At 53.6% G+C, this 16,117-nt stretch carries 15 protein-coding genes; all 15 read right to left on the reverse strand.

Features of this window, described 5'->3' with window-relative positions; translation table 11 throughout:
• Positions 1–44: 44 nt before the first annotated feature.
• The 15 genes from modF to leuS all read right to left on the reverse strand — a co-directional run bounded on the left by modF (position 45) and on the right by leuS (position 15,636).
• Entirely contained in the window at positions 45–1,505 is a 1,461-nt protein-coding gene (gene modF / locus F557_RS0115100; protein WP_019003060.1) for a molybdate ABC transporter ATP-binding protein ModF, read from the reverse strand.
• Between the two features lie 44 nt (positions 1,506–1,549).
• Entirely contained in the window at positions 1,550–2,401 is an 852-nt protein-coding gene (locus F557_RS20360) for a SanA/YdcF family protein (protein WP_019003061.1), read from the reverse strand.
• A 30-nt stretch (positions 2,402–2,431) separates the two neighbouring features.
• The gene (locus tag F557_RS20365; protein WP_019003062.1) at positions 2,432–2,704 is read right to left on the reverse strand and encodes a DUF493 domain-containing protein; all 273 of its coding nucleotides are present in this window, start codon (positions 2,702–2,704) and stop codon (positions 2,432–2,434) included.
• Positions 2,705–2,714: 10 nt separating this feature from the next.
• Positions 2,715–3,929 carry a serine hydrolase gene (locus F557_RS0115115; RefSeq protein WP_425425348.1) on the reverse strand — a complete coding sequence of 405 codons (1,215 nt, stop codon included), beginning with the start codon at positions 3,927–3,929 and terminating at the stop codon, positions 2,715–2,717.
• A gap of 64 nt (positions 3,930–3,993) precedes the next feature.
• Positions 3,994–4,830, reverse strand: a complete 837-nt coding sequence (locus F557_RS23535; protein ID WP_019003064.1) for a septal ring lytic transglycosylase RlpA family protein — start codon at positions 4,828–4,830, stop codon at positions 3,994–3,996.
• 78 nt (positions 4,831–4,908) lie between these two features.
• Entirely contained in the window at positions 4,909–6,030 is a 1,122-nt protein-coding gene (gene mltB / locus F557_RS0115125; protein WP_157617921.1) for a lytic murein transglycosylase B, read from the reverse strand.
• Between the two features lie 41 nt (positions 6,031–6,071).
• The gene (gene rodA / locus F557_RS0115130; RefSeq protein ID WP_019003066.1) at positions 6,072–7,211 is read right to left on the reverse strand and encodes a rod shape-determining protein RodA; all 1,140 of its coding nucleotides are present in this window, start codon (positions 7,209–7,211) and stop codon (positions 6,072–6,074) included.
• A complete protein-coding gene (mrdA, locus tag F557_RS20370; protein ID WP_157617922.1) occupies positions 7,211–9,193 on the reverse strand; it encodes a penicillin-binding protein 2 in 1,983 nt (660 codons plus the stop codon). Before mrdA ends, rodA begins: the two co-directional genes overlap by 1 nt.
• A gap of 3 nt (positions 9,194–9,196) precedes the next feature.
• On the reverse strand, positions 9,197–9,667 hold the full coding sequence (gene rlmH / locus F557_RS0115140) for a 23S rRNA (pseudouridine(1915)-N(3))-methyltransferase RlmH (protein WP_019003067.1): 471 nt from the start codon (positions 9,665–9,667) through the stop codon (positions 9,197–9,199).
• A complete protein-coding gene (gene rsfS / locus F557_RS0115145; RefSeq protein WP_019003068.1) occupies positions 9,664–9,984 on the reverse strand; it encodes a ribosome silencing factor in 321 nt (106 codons plus the stop codon). The genes rlmH and rsfS overlap by 4 nt, the downstream gene beginning before the upstream one ends.
• Positions 9,985–10,026: 42 nt before the next feature.
• Positions 10,027–10,278, reverse strand: coding sequence for a TM2 domain-containing protein (locus F557_RS0115150; protein ID WP_019003069.1), 252 nt, complete (start codon positions 10,276–10,278; stop codon positions 10,027–10,029).
• A gap of 213 nt (positions 10,279–10,491) precedes the next feature.
• A complete protein-coding gene (locus F557_RS20375; protein WP_019003070.1) occupies positions 10,492–11,157 on the reverse strand; it encodes a nicotinate-nicotinamide nucleotide adenylyltransferase in 666 nt (221 codons plus the stop codon).
• Positions 11,150–12,205, reverse strand: a complete 1,056-nt coding sequence (gene holA / locus F557_RS0115160; RefSeq protein WP_019003071.1) for a DNA polymerase III subunit delta — start codon at positions 12,203–12,205, stop codon at positions 11,150–11,152. Before holA ends, F557_RS20375 begins: the two co-directional genes overlap by 8 nt.
• Positions 12,206–12,228: 23 nt before the next feature.
• Complete coding sequence (locus F557_RS0115165) at positions 12,229–12,957, reverse strand: LPS-assembly lipoprotein LptE (RefSeq protein WP_019003072.1); 729 nt, start codon at positions 12,955–12,957, stop codon at positions 12,229–12,231.
• A gap of 93 nt (positions 12,958–13,050) precedes the next feature.
• On the reverse strand, positions 13,051–15,636 hold the full coding sequence (leuS, locus tag F557_RS0115170) for a leucine--tRNA ligase (RefSeq protein ID WP_019003073.1): 2,586 nt from the start codon (positions 15,634–15,636) through the stop codon (positions 13,051–13,053).
• Positions 15,637–16,117: the final 481 nt, after the last annotated feature.

The following is a 16,117-nucleotide window of genomic DNA, read 5'->3' on the forward strand; positions in this document are numbered from 1 at the left end:
CTAACATCCCCGTATCCTGTTAGGCTGAATAACTCCGGCGCTATCTATCTGGGCACCTCTTCAATTCGCACATCAAAGGTTCGGGTGCCGTTATCGACAAACGTGAGCCTTCTGGTGATTCCCCGGGGGGCATCTCCTTCATGATGGGATACAAAAAGAATCTGGGTGTCGCCGTTCTGCATCAGGAATTCCACAAAGCGTCTTACAAGCTCCCGGCTGAGTCCGTCAAGTCCCTGCAGTGGTTCGTCCAGAATCAGCAGGGGCGGCTGCTTAACCAGGGCTCTGATGATCAGAAGAAGCCTTTGCTGTCCGAAGGACAGGGAGCGGAAGCTGGCGTTTTCATAGGCAGAGAGCCCCAGAATGCCAAGCCATTGCCGGGCCAGGGAGATTTTTTCATCACCGGGCTGCTCATAAAGGCCGATGGTGTCGAAGTAGCCCGACAGGATCACGTTGATCACCGGAGAGCTTATCCGGTAGTCCAGATGGAAGGAGGGGCTGACATAGCCGATGTGTTTCTTGATATCCCAGATGCTTTCACCGGAACCGCGCTTAATGCCGAACAGGGTGATGTCGTTACAGTAGCTTTGCGGGTTGTCTCCGGTGACCAGCGACAGCAGAGTGGACTTTCCGGAGCCGTTGGGACCGGTGATTTCCCAGTGCTCGTAGGGCTGCACTGTCCAGTTTACGCGATTCAGAATGACGTGATCTCCGTAGGCCACGGTGACGTCCTTCATGATGATGAGAGGCTTTGAGCGATCCAGAGGATCCGCGCAGTCCTGGGGTACCCGGGGGAGCGCATAGATCTTCGGAAGCTTTTCATAATGGGTGAGCTGCTGCACGGCGCTGTCGTTCAGCACTTCATCCCGTTCCCCGAAACGCGCGAGATCCCGGCTCATGATTAGTCCGAGGTATTCGCTGGCCGGAGAGATCTCCTCAAAGCGGTTGGTGTTGACGATTACCGAGGTCCCTGCCTGGAAGATTGCCACCAGAAGCTCCTGAAGCTCCTTCCGGGCGGCAGTATCCAGACCGTCGAAGGGGGAGTCCAGCATAACGATATCCGGTTTTTTGAGCAGTGCTTCGATGATAAGCACCTTGCGGCCTTCTCCGGAGGACAGCTTGTGATAGGAACGATCCAGAGCGTAGGAGAAATTCAGGATGTCGCAGAGCCGGAGAATTTCCTCCTGATCCCCGGAGACGGTCTCGAACATTTCCCGGGGAGTATATCCGGTTTCATCCCGGGGATCGTCGCTGTTCCGTCTTTCAAAGTCCTGCTCCATCAGCTTTATCTGTTTTTCGAAGGAGATGACGCTGAGACTGAGACTGTCCGGGCAGGTGCCGTTCAGCAGGAGGAGTTCTCCCTCCAGAGCCCGGGTCATGAGAGTCTTGCCGCTGCCGTTGGCACCCACAAAGGTGGCAAAGAAATGATCGGGTAGCGTCAGCTTTTTGATGGTAAAAAACACCTGGCGATCCGGCGTGTTATAGGTGCATTCCTTCCACTGATACATTGATCTGATCCCCGTATTGTCAAGAACGACAATATTATATTACTTTAGGAGGAGAAAGGATCCCGAAAGGCGAAATTCCGGTCGTAGGGAGACAGAATACGGGCTGCCCCGTCGGAATCCTGATCCGCGGATTCTGCCTCCTCGCCGGATTCCAGCGGCATTTCATCCGCCGGCAGGGGCTTTTGGCCGTTTTCCAGCATCTGGGCCTCCTTGGGATCAATATTTTTGTCGCCGATCCGGATGGCGTCACCCAGAAAGCGGGGCTTGCTGTTCCAGACGTAGAGATCCAGAACGCATCTTATTCTGGCGAAGAATTCCCTGATATCCGTGGTAAAAATATTGTCGGTGCTGCTTTCCGCATTGAAACCGATGGCGTTGATGCCGTGCTGGCGGGCAATGAAAATAGCTCTTTCGTTCTGAAAATCCTGGCTTATCACGGTGATGTTCTTCTGCCGGAAAATCCGCTGAATTCTGACCACGCTGTCCAGAGTTCTGAAGCCGGCATAGTCCAGATAAATCCGATCCTGCGGCACGCCCTTGGCGATGAGTGCCTTGCGCATTTGCCGGGGCTCGTTGTAGTTCCGGTGGGAATTATCGCCGGAAACCACGATATAGCTGATTTTTCCGGCATGAAAAAGATCGCTGGCCGCATCGATTCTGGCAGTCCAGAAGCCGTTGATGCCGCCGTGCACCAGATATTTGGAGGTGCCCAGCACCAGCCCGGTACGGTTATAGGGAATGCTGTCGATTTCGTGGAGATTGTAGGTATAGGTGGACATGCAGGAAATGCGCACCACCATAGTCAGGAGAACGGCGCAGAGCAGCAGTAAAACCACGGCGAAGCAGTAAAGCACGATGTGGATAAATCCTGAGAATTCGTTTTTAAATACCGACATCGTGCTGCCATCCCATCATGCCACCATGAATCAAAGAACGTGCACCACTAAAGGAACCCTGGCGCCTTCGCGGTAAACAGTATTCATCATATCCTCGCTGGATACCTCCACGGTGACATTGAGGGTAAGATACCTGCCGTTTTTGCTGATTCTGCCGGGAGCTATTTCTGCGGGAACGATACGGAGATCCTCTGTAAAGAATTTCCGAACATTGTCATGAAGCTCGCCGGAGTTTTCTCCGATAAATCTGAATTTCACGGAGCAGGGAAAATTCAAAACCTCTCCGAATGCCGCTGCGATCATACTGTGCCTCTTAAAACCAGCCGGAAACGGCCATATACATCTGATCCCACATCCGGGACATGAAACCGCCCTCGGCAACGTCGCTTAACGCTACCAGCGGCACCTCGTAGATTGTCTTGCCGTCCAGGGAGAACGACAGGGTACCCAGAACTTGACCTTTGGTAATCGGAGCCTTCAGGGGAGATTCCTTCATTACATAGGTGGCCTTGATACGGTTTTCGCTTTCCAGGGGGATCGCGAAGGAAACATCGTGGAGAGTTCCCAGCGGCACCTCGCTCAGTTCTCCGAGGCGCACCTCCTTCTTCAGCAGCACCTGGCCTTTGGCAAGCGGGGTGTACGGTTCGTAGAACCTGAGGCCGTAGCGCAGCAGAGCCAGGGAGTTGGCGGCCCGGGACTTTTCAGAAACGTCGCCGATGATCACGGAAATCAGCCGCATGCCGTTACTGCTGTTTACAGCTGAGGCTACCAGATTGTAGCCTACCTGGCTGATATGGCCGGTTTTAATGCCGTCCACGTTGATGGAGGTATCCCAGAGGAGCCGGTTTCTGTTCATCTGCCTGATGCCATTGAAGGTGAATTCTTTCTGGGAGTAAATTTTGTACTCCTCGGGAAGATCCTTGATAAGCGCCCGGCCCAGCACCGCCATATCATAAGCGGTGGAATAATGCTGTTCGTTGTAGAGCCCGTGGGAGTTAACAAAATGGGACCCCCGAAGTCCGATACGCTTGCCCCATTCGTTCATAAGAGAGGCGAAGGAGCTTTCGCTGCCGGCGATATGTTCGGCCATGGCAATGCAGGCATCATTGCCGGACTGGATGATAATCCCCTTGTTCAGAAGATCTACCGGAACGGTTTTGCCGATTTCCAGAAACATCTTGGAGGAATCCCCCAGGTTTTTGCTCCAGGCATTCTCGCTGATGGAAACCTTGTCATCCAGATGAATGCGGCCGAGCTTCAGCTCCTGTCCGATAACATAGGAGGTCATCATCTTGGTGAGCGAGGCCGGATCGATGCGTTCGTCATAATGTTCGCCGAACAGTACTCTGCCCGAAGTGTAGTCCATAAGGAGATACGCCCGCACGTCGGGGTGCGGGGGATCCGGTATTTTCTGGGCGGGAGAGGGCGGCGGGAGCGTGCTTTCCTGAGGTGCTGCGGTGCCGGGATCAGCCACGGCGGTACCGGCTATCGTACCGGTGATCAGTAAGGTGCCGAGAATTCTCTTTATCATGGGTGCCTCCTGTGTTCCCGCGTATCCTTTTTACCTTGATGCGGGAGATGACCTGCTGTATTCAGCCGGCCGTGAAATATGCGTTTTTATAACCCAAATCCCTGATTTTAGCAAGAACGTCCGTGGCCTCCTTTTCGGTAAGAGGTCCCACCTTGATGCGATAGGTGCTTCCGGACTTTTCGACCCGGGAATTCTTGCCGGTAGCCAGGGTTACCTTTTCGCAAATCTCCCGGGCTCTTTCCGGGTCTCCGGTGGCAAAAACCTGAATGTACGGTTTAAAGCCGTTCATCTCTGCCTCGCTGGTCTGATTGGCAATTTTTCCGGGATTGATATATTCCACCCGAACCTTACCGGTTCCGGGGCCGATAATGCCGATTTTGGCAGCAGCGCCCCGGGAAAGATCCAGGATCCGGCTGCCGTGGAACGGTCCCCGGTCGTTTACCCGGACAATGACCGCTTTCCCGTTAGCGAGGTTGGTAACTTTAAGAAAGCAGGGCAGAGGAAGGTTTTTGTGAGCGGCGGTAAAGCCGTTCATGTTGTAATGCTCGCCGTTGGAGGTTTTCTGGCCATGAAAGCCTGGTCCGTACCAGGAAGCCATGCCTTCCTCGGTGTAGCTGTCCAGATTGCGCCAGACCTGAAATTTCTGTCCGAATACCGTGTAGTCCTTGTTCCCTCTTTTGCTGAAGGGCTCCCGGGTTACTTTGGCTCCGGGGACTCCGGCGAGATCCGGAGGGGTTTCCTGCGGCTGGGGGCAGCGATTTCCGGCTCCGGTGCCGTAAAAGCACCCGGAAGCGGCCTTTTCACCGGATTCGGTTACCGGAACATGAGACGAGCTGCAGCCGAAGAGAGTCAGAGCAGTCAGAAACAGAATGCCTGTACAGCGGATTATATTCATCATGTGTTTTTCATTTCAGAGTTGCAGACAAGGTATCCGGGCAATTATCCGGAATGCCCCCGGAAAACCGGGGGGGCCGAACTATTTTCTGTTGTGAGCCGGCTTTCTGGCAGGGCCGGGGGCCGGTTTCGGGGCTGGCTTTCCGGCAGGCTTTTTGTTATTCCTGGGCGGTACCGGAGTGTGGTGCCGATCCTTTCTGTCAGTCTTTGCCGGGGTGTCGCTCTGAGCTTTCTTCCGGTTCAGATAGCTGTCCCGGATCATCTGGCTCAGCTGATAAACGCTCATGGCATACAGCGGACTGCGGTTGTAGGTGGTAATGACCCGGAAATTATGGAAGGCCAGATGCCAGCTGTAGCCGTGTTCTTCTTCGAAACGGAGCAGCTTGATGGGCATGGTATCCTTGAAGCGTTCCGGAACGTAGACCCCGTGGGCTCTGAGCTCACCGGCCGTTCTGGTGTCCTTCATGGTTTCTGTCAGCATGAGAGCGGCAGTATCGGGATTCTTTACACTGGTGGGAACCGTTACCTCCCAGTTCTTTTTCCAGCCGTGATCCTGAAAATAGTAGGCCACGCTGCCGATAATGTCCCATTTGTTCCTGAAGAGATCCGTATGGCCGTCGCCGTCAAAGTCCACGCCCCATGTGAGATAGCTGGTGGGCATGAACTGTCCCATTCCCATGGCTCCGGCATAGGATCCCTTGATATCGCCGTATTTCCAGCCCTGCTTGTTAGCCAGTTCCACGAATCTGGCGAATTCCCCGCTGAAGTAGGCGGCTCTTTTCGGGTATCTGAACCCCAGAGTGTAGAGAGCATCCAGTACCCGGAAATTCCCCATGTTCTTGCCGTAGAAGGTTTCCACGCCGATAATGGCGACGATGATTTCCGGATTTACCTGAAATTTTTCTGCGGCCCTGTCGATAATAGTCTCGTTATTAAGCCAGAAATCCACGCCTTCATTGATGCGGGCGGGGACAATGAAGTTTTTGCGGTAGATATACCACGGCTTGGCCTCGTAGGGACGATCCATAGTGCTCAGTATTTTATGCTGCAGCCGGGCTTCTCCCACAGCTGTAGAAAGATCCCTGACAGAAACCTGATGCTTTGAGGCCAGATCGGCAATAAGAGCGCGATCCTCGGGAGTCAGAGGTTCTGCCAGCGCTGTATGAGCCAGCAGCATGAAAGCCAGTCCAAGTAGTTTTTTCAAGATGTTCTCCCCAATTTATCTGGTTGTCCGTTAAAAGTATTTTAGATGTCCGAATAGCGTTTGCGTTCCTTATGGGTGTGGATGGCCATAATTATACCGAAACCTGCGGACAGGGTAACCATGGAGGTACCGCCGTAGCTGATAAGAGGCAGGGGAACTCCCACCACCGGCAGAATTCCCGACACCATTCCGATATTTACGAAGATGTAAAAGAAGAATGTCAGGGAAAGCGCCCCGCCCAGAAGTCTGGAGAAGGTATTGTCGGCCCGCAGGGAAATATATAGACATCTGGAAATAATGTAAAGGTAAATGCTCATGAGAATGCCGAATCCGATAAGACCGAACTCCTCGCTGAATACGGCAAAAATGAAGTCCGTATGCGGTTCCGGCAGAAAGTCCAGCTGGGACTGCGTGCCGTGCAGCCAGCCCTTGCCGTAGACTCCGCCGGATCCGATGGCGATTTTTGACTGGATAATGTGATAGCCGGTATTTCGGGGATCGCTTTCCGGATTAAGAAACGTCATGATGCGCTGCTTCTGATAGTCATGCATCACGAAGTTCCACATTATCGGGAAAAGGGAACCAGCCAGAATCAGTCCGGCCACTATCCACCAGATGCTGATGCCGCCCAGAAAAATCACAAACATCCCGGACGAGGATACCAGAATAGCCGTTCCCAGATCCGGCTGCTTGGCGATAAGCACTGTGGGGATGGCGATAACAATGAGAGCTGCTATCACTCTTATGAAGCGCGGGGGAAGACTGTGCTTTCCGAGCAGGGCTGCCACGGTGATGGGCATGACAATCTTCAGAAATTCCGAGGGCTGAATGCGCATGAAGCCGATATTGAGCCAGCGCTGTGCTCCCTTGCTGACTTCTCCGAAAAACATGACCCCCAGGAGCATGACGAGACAGATGCCGAACAGAAGCCAGCTCAGACGCTCGAAAATCCGGGGATTTATCTGGGCGATGAAGATCATCAGAATAAAGCTGAGGCCGGTGCGCACCAGCTGTCTCAGAAGCATTTCATAATGCTGCCCCGAAGCGCTGTACAGCACGATGAGACTCAGCCCCAGAGCTGCCAGAAGCCCGCCCATAAGGGGCATATCGATATGAGCCCGGTGTCTCAGGGGCACGCGGGCGACATCAAAGGGACTGTCGGATTCCTTGCGGTTTGCCATTATCTTTTTTTGCTCTCCTTCTGTCTCTCCAGATCCTCCTGCTCCTCCTCGGCCCGGTACTGCTCCTTGAGGGCGACGAGCTCATCTGCGGTACAGGGGGTATTCCGGATGCGGAAATACTCATCCAGCATGGCCCGGGCAGTGGGAGCGGCAACCCTGCCGGCACCGCCCATGTTTTCGACGATGACCGCTACCAGTACCTCGGGATTATCCTTGTTGGCAAAGGCCACAAAAAGTCCGTTGTCCCGGTGGGTTTCCTTAAGAGCACTGGCGTTGTATCGGGCATCCTGCTTGATCCCGACAATCTGGGCGGTACCGGACTTGCCGCATACTGTGTATGGCGTATGGGCGAAGGCCTTTTTTCCGGTGCCTTCGGGACCGTTAATTACCAGGCACATGCCGGTTCTGGCATAGTCCCAGTATTTGGAATCGCGTACCGGAAGTGCAATGTTTTCGTCCGGCTCTATGTAGGTGGTGGGGTTTATTCCGGTGGGATCGCTGGCGAAACGCAGGAGGTGCGGCCTTATGTTTCTGCCGTTCTGGGTCAGAATGGCGTGAGCCCGGGCAAGCTGCAGCAGCGTTGCCGTCCAGTAGCCCTGGCCGATGCCGATGGATACGGTGTCTCCCGGTACCCAGTCCTTTTTAAAGCGTTTCTTTTTCCAGCTTTTTGACGGCATGTTTCCCAGGGATTCCTCGTAGATGTCAATGCCGGTATGCCTGCCCATGCCGAATTTGTTCATATAGCGGTTAATGCGGTCAATGCCGGCCCGGAATGCCAGATCGTAAAAAAAGGTATCCGCGGAAATTTCCACCGCCCGGAAAATGTCCATCCAGCCGTGTCCCCATTTCCTCCAGTCCCGGAATTTATGGGTGGATCCCGGAAGCTGAAAAAACGGTCCGCCGAAAAATCTGGTGGAGGAGGTAATGAGCTCCTCGTTGAGTCCCATGATAATCATCAGGGGCTTTACCGTGGAGGCCGGGGCATAGCCGCCCTGGGTTACCCGGTTTATAAGAGGCCGGTCGGGATTATTAATAAGATCCCGGTATTCCCGGGACTTGATGCCTCTGACGAAGGGGTTGGGATCGTAGGTCGGCGAAGAAAACATTGCCAGAATTTCCCCGTTCCGGGGGTTCATCATTACCACGGCGCCTCTTTTCCGGTGGAGAAGGTGCTGGGCCTTGAGCTGCAGTCTGGCATCAATGGTCAGAGTGATGTCATTGCCCGGTGTCGGGGATACCTGATTCAGGGTCCGGATTTCCCGGCTGTGGCTGTCCACCTCCACCTCCCGGTATCCGGAAATGCCGTGCAGAAGATCCTCGTAGTATTTTTCGATGCCCTGCTTTCCGATATCGTTGGTGGCGGCATAGTTGTTTATCTTTCCCCGGGCCTCCAGCTGGCTCAGATCCTGCTGGTTTATGCGGGCCACGTAGCCGATGGTGTGGGTGAAGGTTTCGGAAAAGGGGTAGTAGCGTTTCAGCTTGGCCTCGATCCGGGCTCCGGGGAAGCGGTACTTGTTGACGGCAAAGGTAGCCACCTGAATTTCGGTCAGATTTTCGGCAATGGTGACTGGCAGAAACTTGCGCTGAAAGCGGGTGCGTTCCGTAATCCGGTCGATGTCGTCGCTTTCCAGTTCCAGGTTCAGAAGCTCCTTCAGATCCTCGATGTCATTCCGAAGATTCCGGGAATTTTCGGGAATAATTTCCAGACTGAACAGCGGACGGTTGTCGGCGAGAACAATATGATTGCGGTCATAGATAAGTCCCCGGGAGGGGGCCTGGGGTACCAGCTTGATACGGTTGTCGTTGGCTCTGGTCTGGTATTTGCTGTAGCAGTAGACCTGAAGATATACGAGATTTCCGAGAAGCACCAGTGACAGCAGGATCATAAAAATGAATGCCACAACAAGTCTTTTTTTAAAAAGCCGGAGTTCAAAGTCGTTGTTGCGGGGCTGTCTTTGGGGGCGGGATCTCAGAAAAAACATGCTTTATTCTCGATGATAGGGGAGATTCGCAGTAATGCTCCAGGCCCGGTAAAGACTTTCAGCCATGACGATCCTGACCAGGGGATGCGGCATGGTAAGACGGGACAGAGACCAGCTTTTTTCGGCGGCCTTCCTGCATTCGGGGGACAGCCCTTCCGGTCCGCCGATCAGAATTGCCACATCCCGGCCGCTCATTTTCCAGGAGCGTACCTCTTCGGCCAGCTCCGGAGTGGAGTACATCCGTCCCGGAATATCCAGAGTTACGATGAGGGCTCCTTTGGGAACCTGAGCCAGCATCTGCCGGCCCTCCTGAGCGGTAAGCTTTTCTACATCGGCATTTTTTCCCCGGTGTCCCATGGGAATTTCCACAAGCTCCAGGGACATTTCGCGGGGAAAACGCTTCTGATATTCCTGAAAGCCCATGGTTACAAAGGCCGGCATTTTATTGCCCACGGCAATGACGAGAATTCTCATAGACCGTAAAGCTGTTCCAGCTGATAGTTTTCCCTGGCGGCCGGGATCATGATGTGCAGCACCACGCTTCCCGCATCCATAAGCACCCAGTCTCCCTTGCGCTCCCCCTCGATTCCGAAGATCGGAATTTTACGGGATTTGAGAGCCCGGGATACCCTGTCTGCAATGGCTGCGGTATGCTTGACCGAGGTGCCGGAGCAGATCATCATGACATCTGCTACATCGGAACGCCCGTTCATGTCGATGGATACCAGATCCCGTCCCTTGATGTCCAGAACGGCGCTTTCAATTTCCTTTACTATTTCCTGAGTGTTCAAATCTTATTATTCCTGATGGTTGCTGGGGAGGTTGTTCCGGAGTCAGGCCTCGATGTTGCCCAGGGAGTCCGAGGGGGTGAAAAGCGCTATTACAAATGAAATGAGAGACCATATCAGCGGAATGCAGGTCCAGCAGAAAAGCACGCAGATAATTCCGGCCAGAGGTCTTCTGGCATAAAACTTATGGATACCGAAACCGCCCAGGAAAAAAGCCAGCACCAGATAGATTACCTTGTTAACAGTGTGGGGGCCGATTACCGGGGTGCCGTTGGCTTTAATAATATTGTCATTCATTTAAATCAGAATCTCCTGTTTATGTAGGGGGATAAAAATGCGGTACAGAGCAGTCAGTGCCGTTAAAGCAACAATGCCTTACGAATACCGGAATTAACCTTATGAGACTGTCCAGGGGCATTTCGGCCGTATATTGTATCTCAAACCGTGATTATCTTCTAAAAATTTAAGTATTCCGGGAAAAATGGCGGATATTCCCGGCAGGTCCTCATATTATTCTCCGGAATCACTGCGGGTGAGACGCTGTTTCAGAATTTCGCCTATCCGGGGCAGGGCGGCCGGAGCCAGATATTTCCCGGCCTCTGCGAGATCCCCCCTGCGGAGCAGATTTCTGATGCGGGTGGCACTGATATCTGTTTCCGGAGTGTCAAGAAAGAAGATCTGTCCGGAATGCGCTGTTACGCGGTTATCAGGAGCCCGGTATTTCTCGTAGATGGCGCGGAGTTCCGGAGGAAGCGTTTCCGGTTTCAGGATGTAGCCCGGTCTTTTCAGTACTGCCAGATTGCCTGCTTCTGGAATTCCGGGACCGTTTTGCCATTTGTGCAGATAGAGAAAGGAGTCCATGCCGATGATGAATACCGGGGCCGTGTCAGGTTCCGCGGCTCTGATTTCCCGGAGCAGACTGTACGTCGGAGTATAGACTCCGCGGCGCACCTCCCGATCGGAAACGGAGACTCCCGGCATTCCTGCTACGGAGAGACGGCAGATCTCCAGTCTTTCATCTCCGGACAGTACCGGCTGTTCCCGGTAGTAGGGGATGAAGTTGGGTTCCACCACAGCCCGATCCAGGCTGAGAGCCTTCATGCTTTCCCGGAGAATCAGGAGATGTCCCAGATGAAACGGATCGAAGGTGCCTCCGAGAATCCCCAGCTTAATCATCGGAGTTCAGCCTTATTTTAGAGGGACAGCTTCTGGCTGCCGCAGTCTCGCGAAGTAGCATCATGGCGGTGCGTTCATCAAAATTTCTTACGGCGAGATCCGCCCGGCATACGAGATCCATGAGATGCCGCAGTACCGGAAGAGCCAGTCCCTGGGCTGCTTTCTGGTAGATGGTTCTTTTCTGGGGCAGAAACTTCAGAATGCGGTGGGCCTCGAAAAAAGTATTGAGCGGCTGGCCCCGGTCCATCAGGATTCTCAGCCGGTAGAGATCCTGCAGGGCCTGACCGAACTGTCCGATTATTTCCATGGGGGCGGTTCCTTCCTGGCGGAGCGAGTCGATCATTACCAGGCGTCTTTCGATGGTCATGGAGGGGTTTATCAGGGCATCCTGAAGATCGTATACAGAAAAGTGGTTTTCGGGACTGATATGACGGCGTATTTCATCAGCTGAAACAAATCCCTTAAGTCCGGAAAGGGCGATTTTTTCCAGGGTTTGCACCATAGCGAACATGTTCCCCTGGTAGGCAGACAGAATCAGCGCTGTGCCCTGGGAGTCCATGGAAAGGCCGAAAGCGGCCGCCCGGTCGTTGATAAATTTCAGATACTCATAGTCCCTGAGAGGATAAAAGCTTACGGCCAGTCCTTTGGCTGCCAGCTTTCCAAAGGGTTTCGAGGCTGCCAGATCCGCCTTGGAGAGTCTGGGAGTGTTGATAATAACCAAAAGGGAGGGATTCAGGCATCTTTCCAGAATTGCCAGAGCCTCCCGGAGTGCCTTGCTTTTGGTGAGGGCAGGGACGTTCAGTACCACCAGGGATTTTTCCGCAAAGAGACCGGGGCTGCCGCAGGAGTCTTCCAGGAGCTCCAGATCAATGCTGTCAGTACTGAAGCTGTTATAGTTATAGCTGGTGAAGCCGGTACTTTTTGCAAAATTCACGATAACCCGGCCGGCGTCTTCATGCCAGAAAGGTTCGTCGCTGGCAATAATGTACAGCGGAGACAGTCCATGCTCTCTAAGGTGCTGTTCCAGTTTGTTTCCGTAGATCTGCATATGCGGTTCCTGCTATAGCGGGGTTACGGGGAAAACTCTGAATTATTGTGTTCCGGGCTGAAATTCTGCATTTCAGGCAACTGGGAGGCTTCCTCGAGACTCATTTCCCGGGGGGTTGCGGAGGTAGGATCCACTACTGCCCGGATCCCCGTTTCGGACTTGTCAGAGGCAGCGTTATTGTCCCGAAGCTTCGGAAGCACCGACCAGACGTTGCCGAGACGGATCAGTGTCATGGCGGCATGATTGCGGGCCGATTCTTCCAGGATAGCGCTCTTTTCCGCATCAGTGGAGATGGTGACGCCTGAGCGGTTAAGGAAGGAACGGTTCAGGGTATTGTTGATGGGATAGGTGCGGTGTCCCTTTACAAACAGATTGCAGGTCACCGAGGTTTTGTAGGTGTATTCCAGATTCTGGGCGTTTCCGGCCACTGACAGAACCTTGCTGTTGCTGACCAGGGGGCCGCAGGACAGCACCGGTACGGGGCCGTTAAGATATGCTGCGTAGCTCCCGGCGGTAACAGCCGTTACCTTTACTCCGCTCAGTAACAGCCGCTCTTCCAGAATTTTATAGAAAAGATCGTTGTCGTCTCCTGCAAAAATAAGTTCCGGGCAGTTGTCGGACAGCCTTTCATCTGCGGGCAGATGAAAGCCGCATCCGGATATCATGACGAGAGTCAGCGGAATGAGGAGAAGCCGGAGCTGAAAAAAAGCTGCCTGCAGGGAATGAAAATGAAGGTGTTGGAAGATTTTCATGTAGGTACCCTTTTCCGGAACAGGCCGGAAAAAGCCGGAGAAACATCCCCGGCTGTGCTTTCTTTATCAAGTAATTATACTGTGCGGGGCTGGTTATACTGCTACGATGTTAACCAGCTTGTCCTTTACATATATTACCTTTTTAACAGACTTTCCGTCAGTGAACTTCTTAACTGTTTCGTCAGCGAGAGCCTGGTTTTTGATATCTTCTTCGGGAGTATCCGCCGCAACTGTAATCCGGTTTCTGACCTTGCCGTTTACCTGAACCACAATGAGGCGGCTGTCCTGAACCAGGGCAGAGGAATCGGCCACCGGCCAGGAGGCGCTGTCTACTGGCTCCTGATGTCCCAGATCCTGCCAGAGGGCGAAGGAGGTGTGCGGAATAACGGGATCCAGCATCACCACTACCTTGTCATAGGCCTCGTAAGCCAGAGAAACGGCGGTTTTGCGGGAGAGATCCAGCCGGGGCAGTCTGTTGAGGAATTCCATGATGGCGGCGATGGCGGTGTTGAAAGTCTGTCTTCTGCCGATATCATCGGTAACCTTGGCAATGGTTTTGTTAAGCTCTCTCCGGATTTCCTTTTCTGCAGGATCCAGATCCCCGGGGCGGTACGGTTCGGGACGTTCGTGCTCCAGAAGAGCCTGGACGCTGTTCCAGAGCTTCCTGATAAAGCGCTGAGCTCCTTCAACTCCGGATTCCTTCCATTCCAGAGTCAGCTCGGCCGGAGATGCAAACATCATAAAGAGACGGACTGTATCGGCACCGTAGCGGTCCACCATTTCCTGAGGATCGATGCCGTTGTTCTTTGACTTGCTCATTTTGGTCATGCCGGCATGGGTGAGCTCGTGTCCGTCCCGATCCCGGGCTGCGGTAATATTGCCGCGGGCATCCTTGTCGCAGATGGCCTCCAGCGGGCTCACCCAGACCTTTGAACCGTTTTCGGTCTTGTAATAGAAGGCGTCTGCCAGTACCATGCCCTGGCAGAGCAGTCTGGTGAAGGGCTCGTCGCAGTTAACCATGCCGGCATCCCGAAGCAGCTTGTGGAAGAAGCGGGCGTAAAGCAGGTGCATGCAGGCGTGCTCGATGCCTCCGATATACTGATCTACCGGGAGCCAGAAGCCGGTAGCCTTGCTGTCAAGCATTCCGGCGTCATAGTTGTTGCAGCAGTAGCGGGCATAATACCAGGAGGATTCCATGAAGGTGTCGAAGGTGTCAGTTTCCCGGAGTCCCTCCTGGCCGCCGACGGTAACCTTTGCCCATTCCGGATCGGCCTTGATAGGACTGACAATGCCGTCCATGGTTACATCCTCGGGGAGCAGTACCGGGAATTCCTGAGCCGGAACCACACTGCCGTCAGGAAGATTTATCATCGGTATCGGGGCTCCCCAGTAGCGCTGTCTCGATACGCCCCAGTCTCTGAGACGGTAGTTGACAGTACGCTGTCCCATGCCAATGCTTTCCAGTTTTGTGGCAATGGCGTCAAAGGCCCCTTTGAAATCCAGTCCGTCAAATTCACCGCTGTTAAAGGTAATGCCCTTTTCGGTATAGGCAGCTTCCGAGACATCCGGAGCCTCCTGATCCTGAGGACGGATAACCGGAATGATGTTAAGGCCATACTTTTTCGCGAACTCGTAATCGCGCTGGTCGTGGGCCGGCACGGACATTACAGCACCGGTGCCGTAGTCCATGATAACGAAGTTGGCAACCATTATCGGCACTTTTCTGCCGTTCAGAGGATGAATGGCATAGAACCCGGTGGCCATGCCCTTCTTCTCCATCTTGGCAATATCAGCTTCGGCGATTTTAAGATTGCGGCATTCCTGAATGAAGTCGGCAAGCGCCGGATTTACTCTGGCGGCTTCCCTTGCCAGAGGGTGCATGGCGGCTATGGCCACATAGGTAACACCCATGAAGGTATCGGGTCTGGTGGTGTAGACCTCCAGAACGTCGTCTCTGCCGTCAACCTTTAGTTTGATGTTAAGACCTTCAGATTTTCCGATCCAGTTTCGCTGCATGGTCTTGACGGTTTCCGGCCAGCCCGGCAGATTGTCAAGATCGTTCAGGAGCTCCTCGGCGTAGGCGGTGATTTTCAGGAACCACTGCGGCACCTCCTTGATTTCCACCGGACAGTCACAGCGCCAGCAGCGTCCCTCCTGTACCTGTTCGTTGGCCAGTACAGTCTGATCGTTGGGGCACCAGTTTACGGTCGAGGTCTTTTTGTATACCAGTCCTTTTTTGTAGAGCTCGGTGAAGAATTTCTGTTCCCACTTGTAGTATTCCGGCCGGCAGGTGGCGATTTCCCGATCCCAGTCGAAGGAGAAGCCCAGAATCTTGAGCTGGTTCTTCATGTAGCTGATGTTGGAATAGGTCCATTTGGCGGGAGCGGTTTTGTTTTTTACTGCGGCATTTTCGGCAGGGAGTCCGAAGGCGTCCCAGCCGATGGGCTGCATGACCTCTTTGCCGTTAAGTCTCTGAAAGCGGGATATCACGTCGCCGATGGTATAGTTGCGGACATGCCCCATGTGAAGTCTTCCGGAGGGGTAGGGGAACATGGACAGACAGTAGAATTTTTCTCTGCCGGTATCCATGGAGGCGCTGAAGGTCTTGTGCTGCGCCCAGTATTCCTGAACCTTCGGTTCCAGATCGTGAGGATTGTATTGCTTGAGAATGACTGTCATATGATGTGGCCTTTAGAGATTGTCCGGGACTCCCGGGAGAGTCCCCCAAAAAAGCGCTGGCGGGTTTCCGACACCCTGAGCTCCCGGTGTTTCAGGGCAGCTCTGCGGATTTCCGCACCCTGCGGCTGCCCTCTGAATATTAGGTGTGAGTATATATATTTGAGGTCGGAACTGCAAGATTAATCACAAAATCGGAAATGCGGCAGGCTCCGGAGATATACGCTGCGGCTGAGTGGTTATATGGCGGGAGGCGGAGCTCCAGGGAATATGTGCGGCCGTGAGAGATTTTTCGGGGCTGACGGCTGAGCTTCCGGAATGTCGATTTTTGCTCCTGAATTCAGTTCCGGAAGGGGGGATTATTCGTATTTATTCAGCTTTTCGGTTTACCGCACGGTAGTATCCGATTAGTAATAAATAGGTATGACATCTCTCAGGGAACGATTAATGAAAGATTCCCCGCTCTCTGAGACCGGACGGTATT

It is taken from the genome of Succinimonas amylolytica DSM 2873 (assembly GCF_000378405.1).
GTDB classification, from domain to species: domain Bacteria; phylum Pseudomonadota; class Gammaproteobacteria; order Enterobacterales; family Succinivibrionaceae; genus Succinimonas; species Succinimonas amylolytica.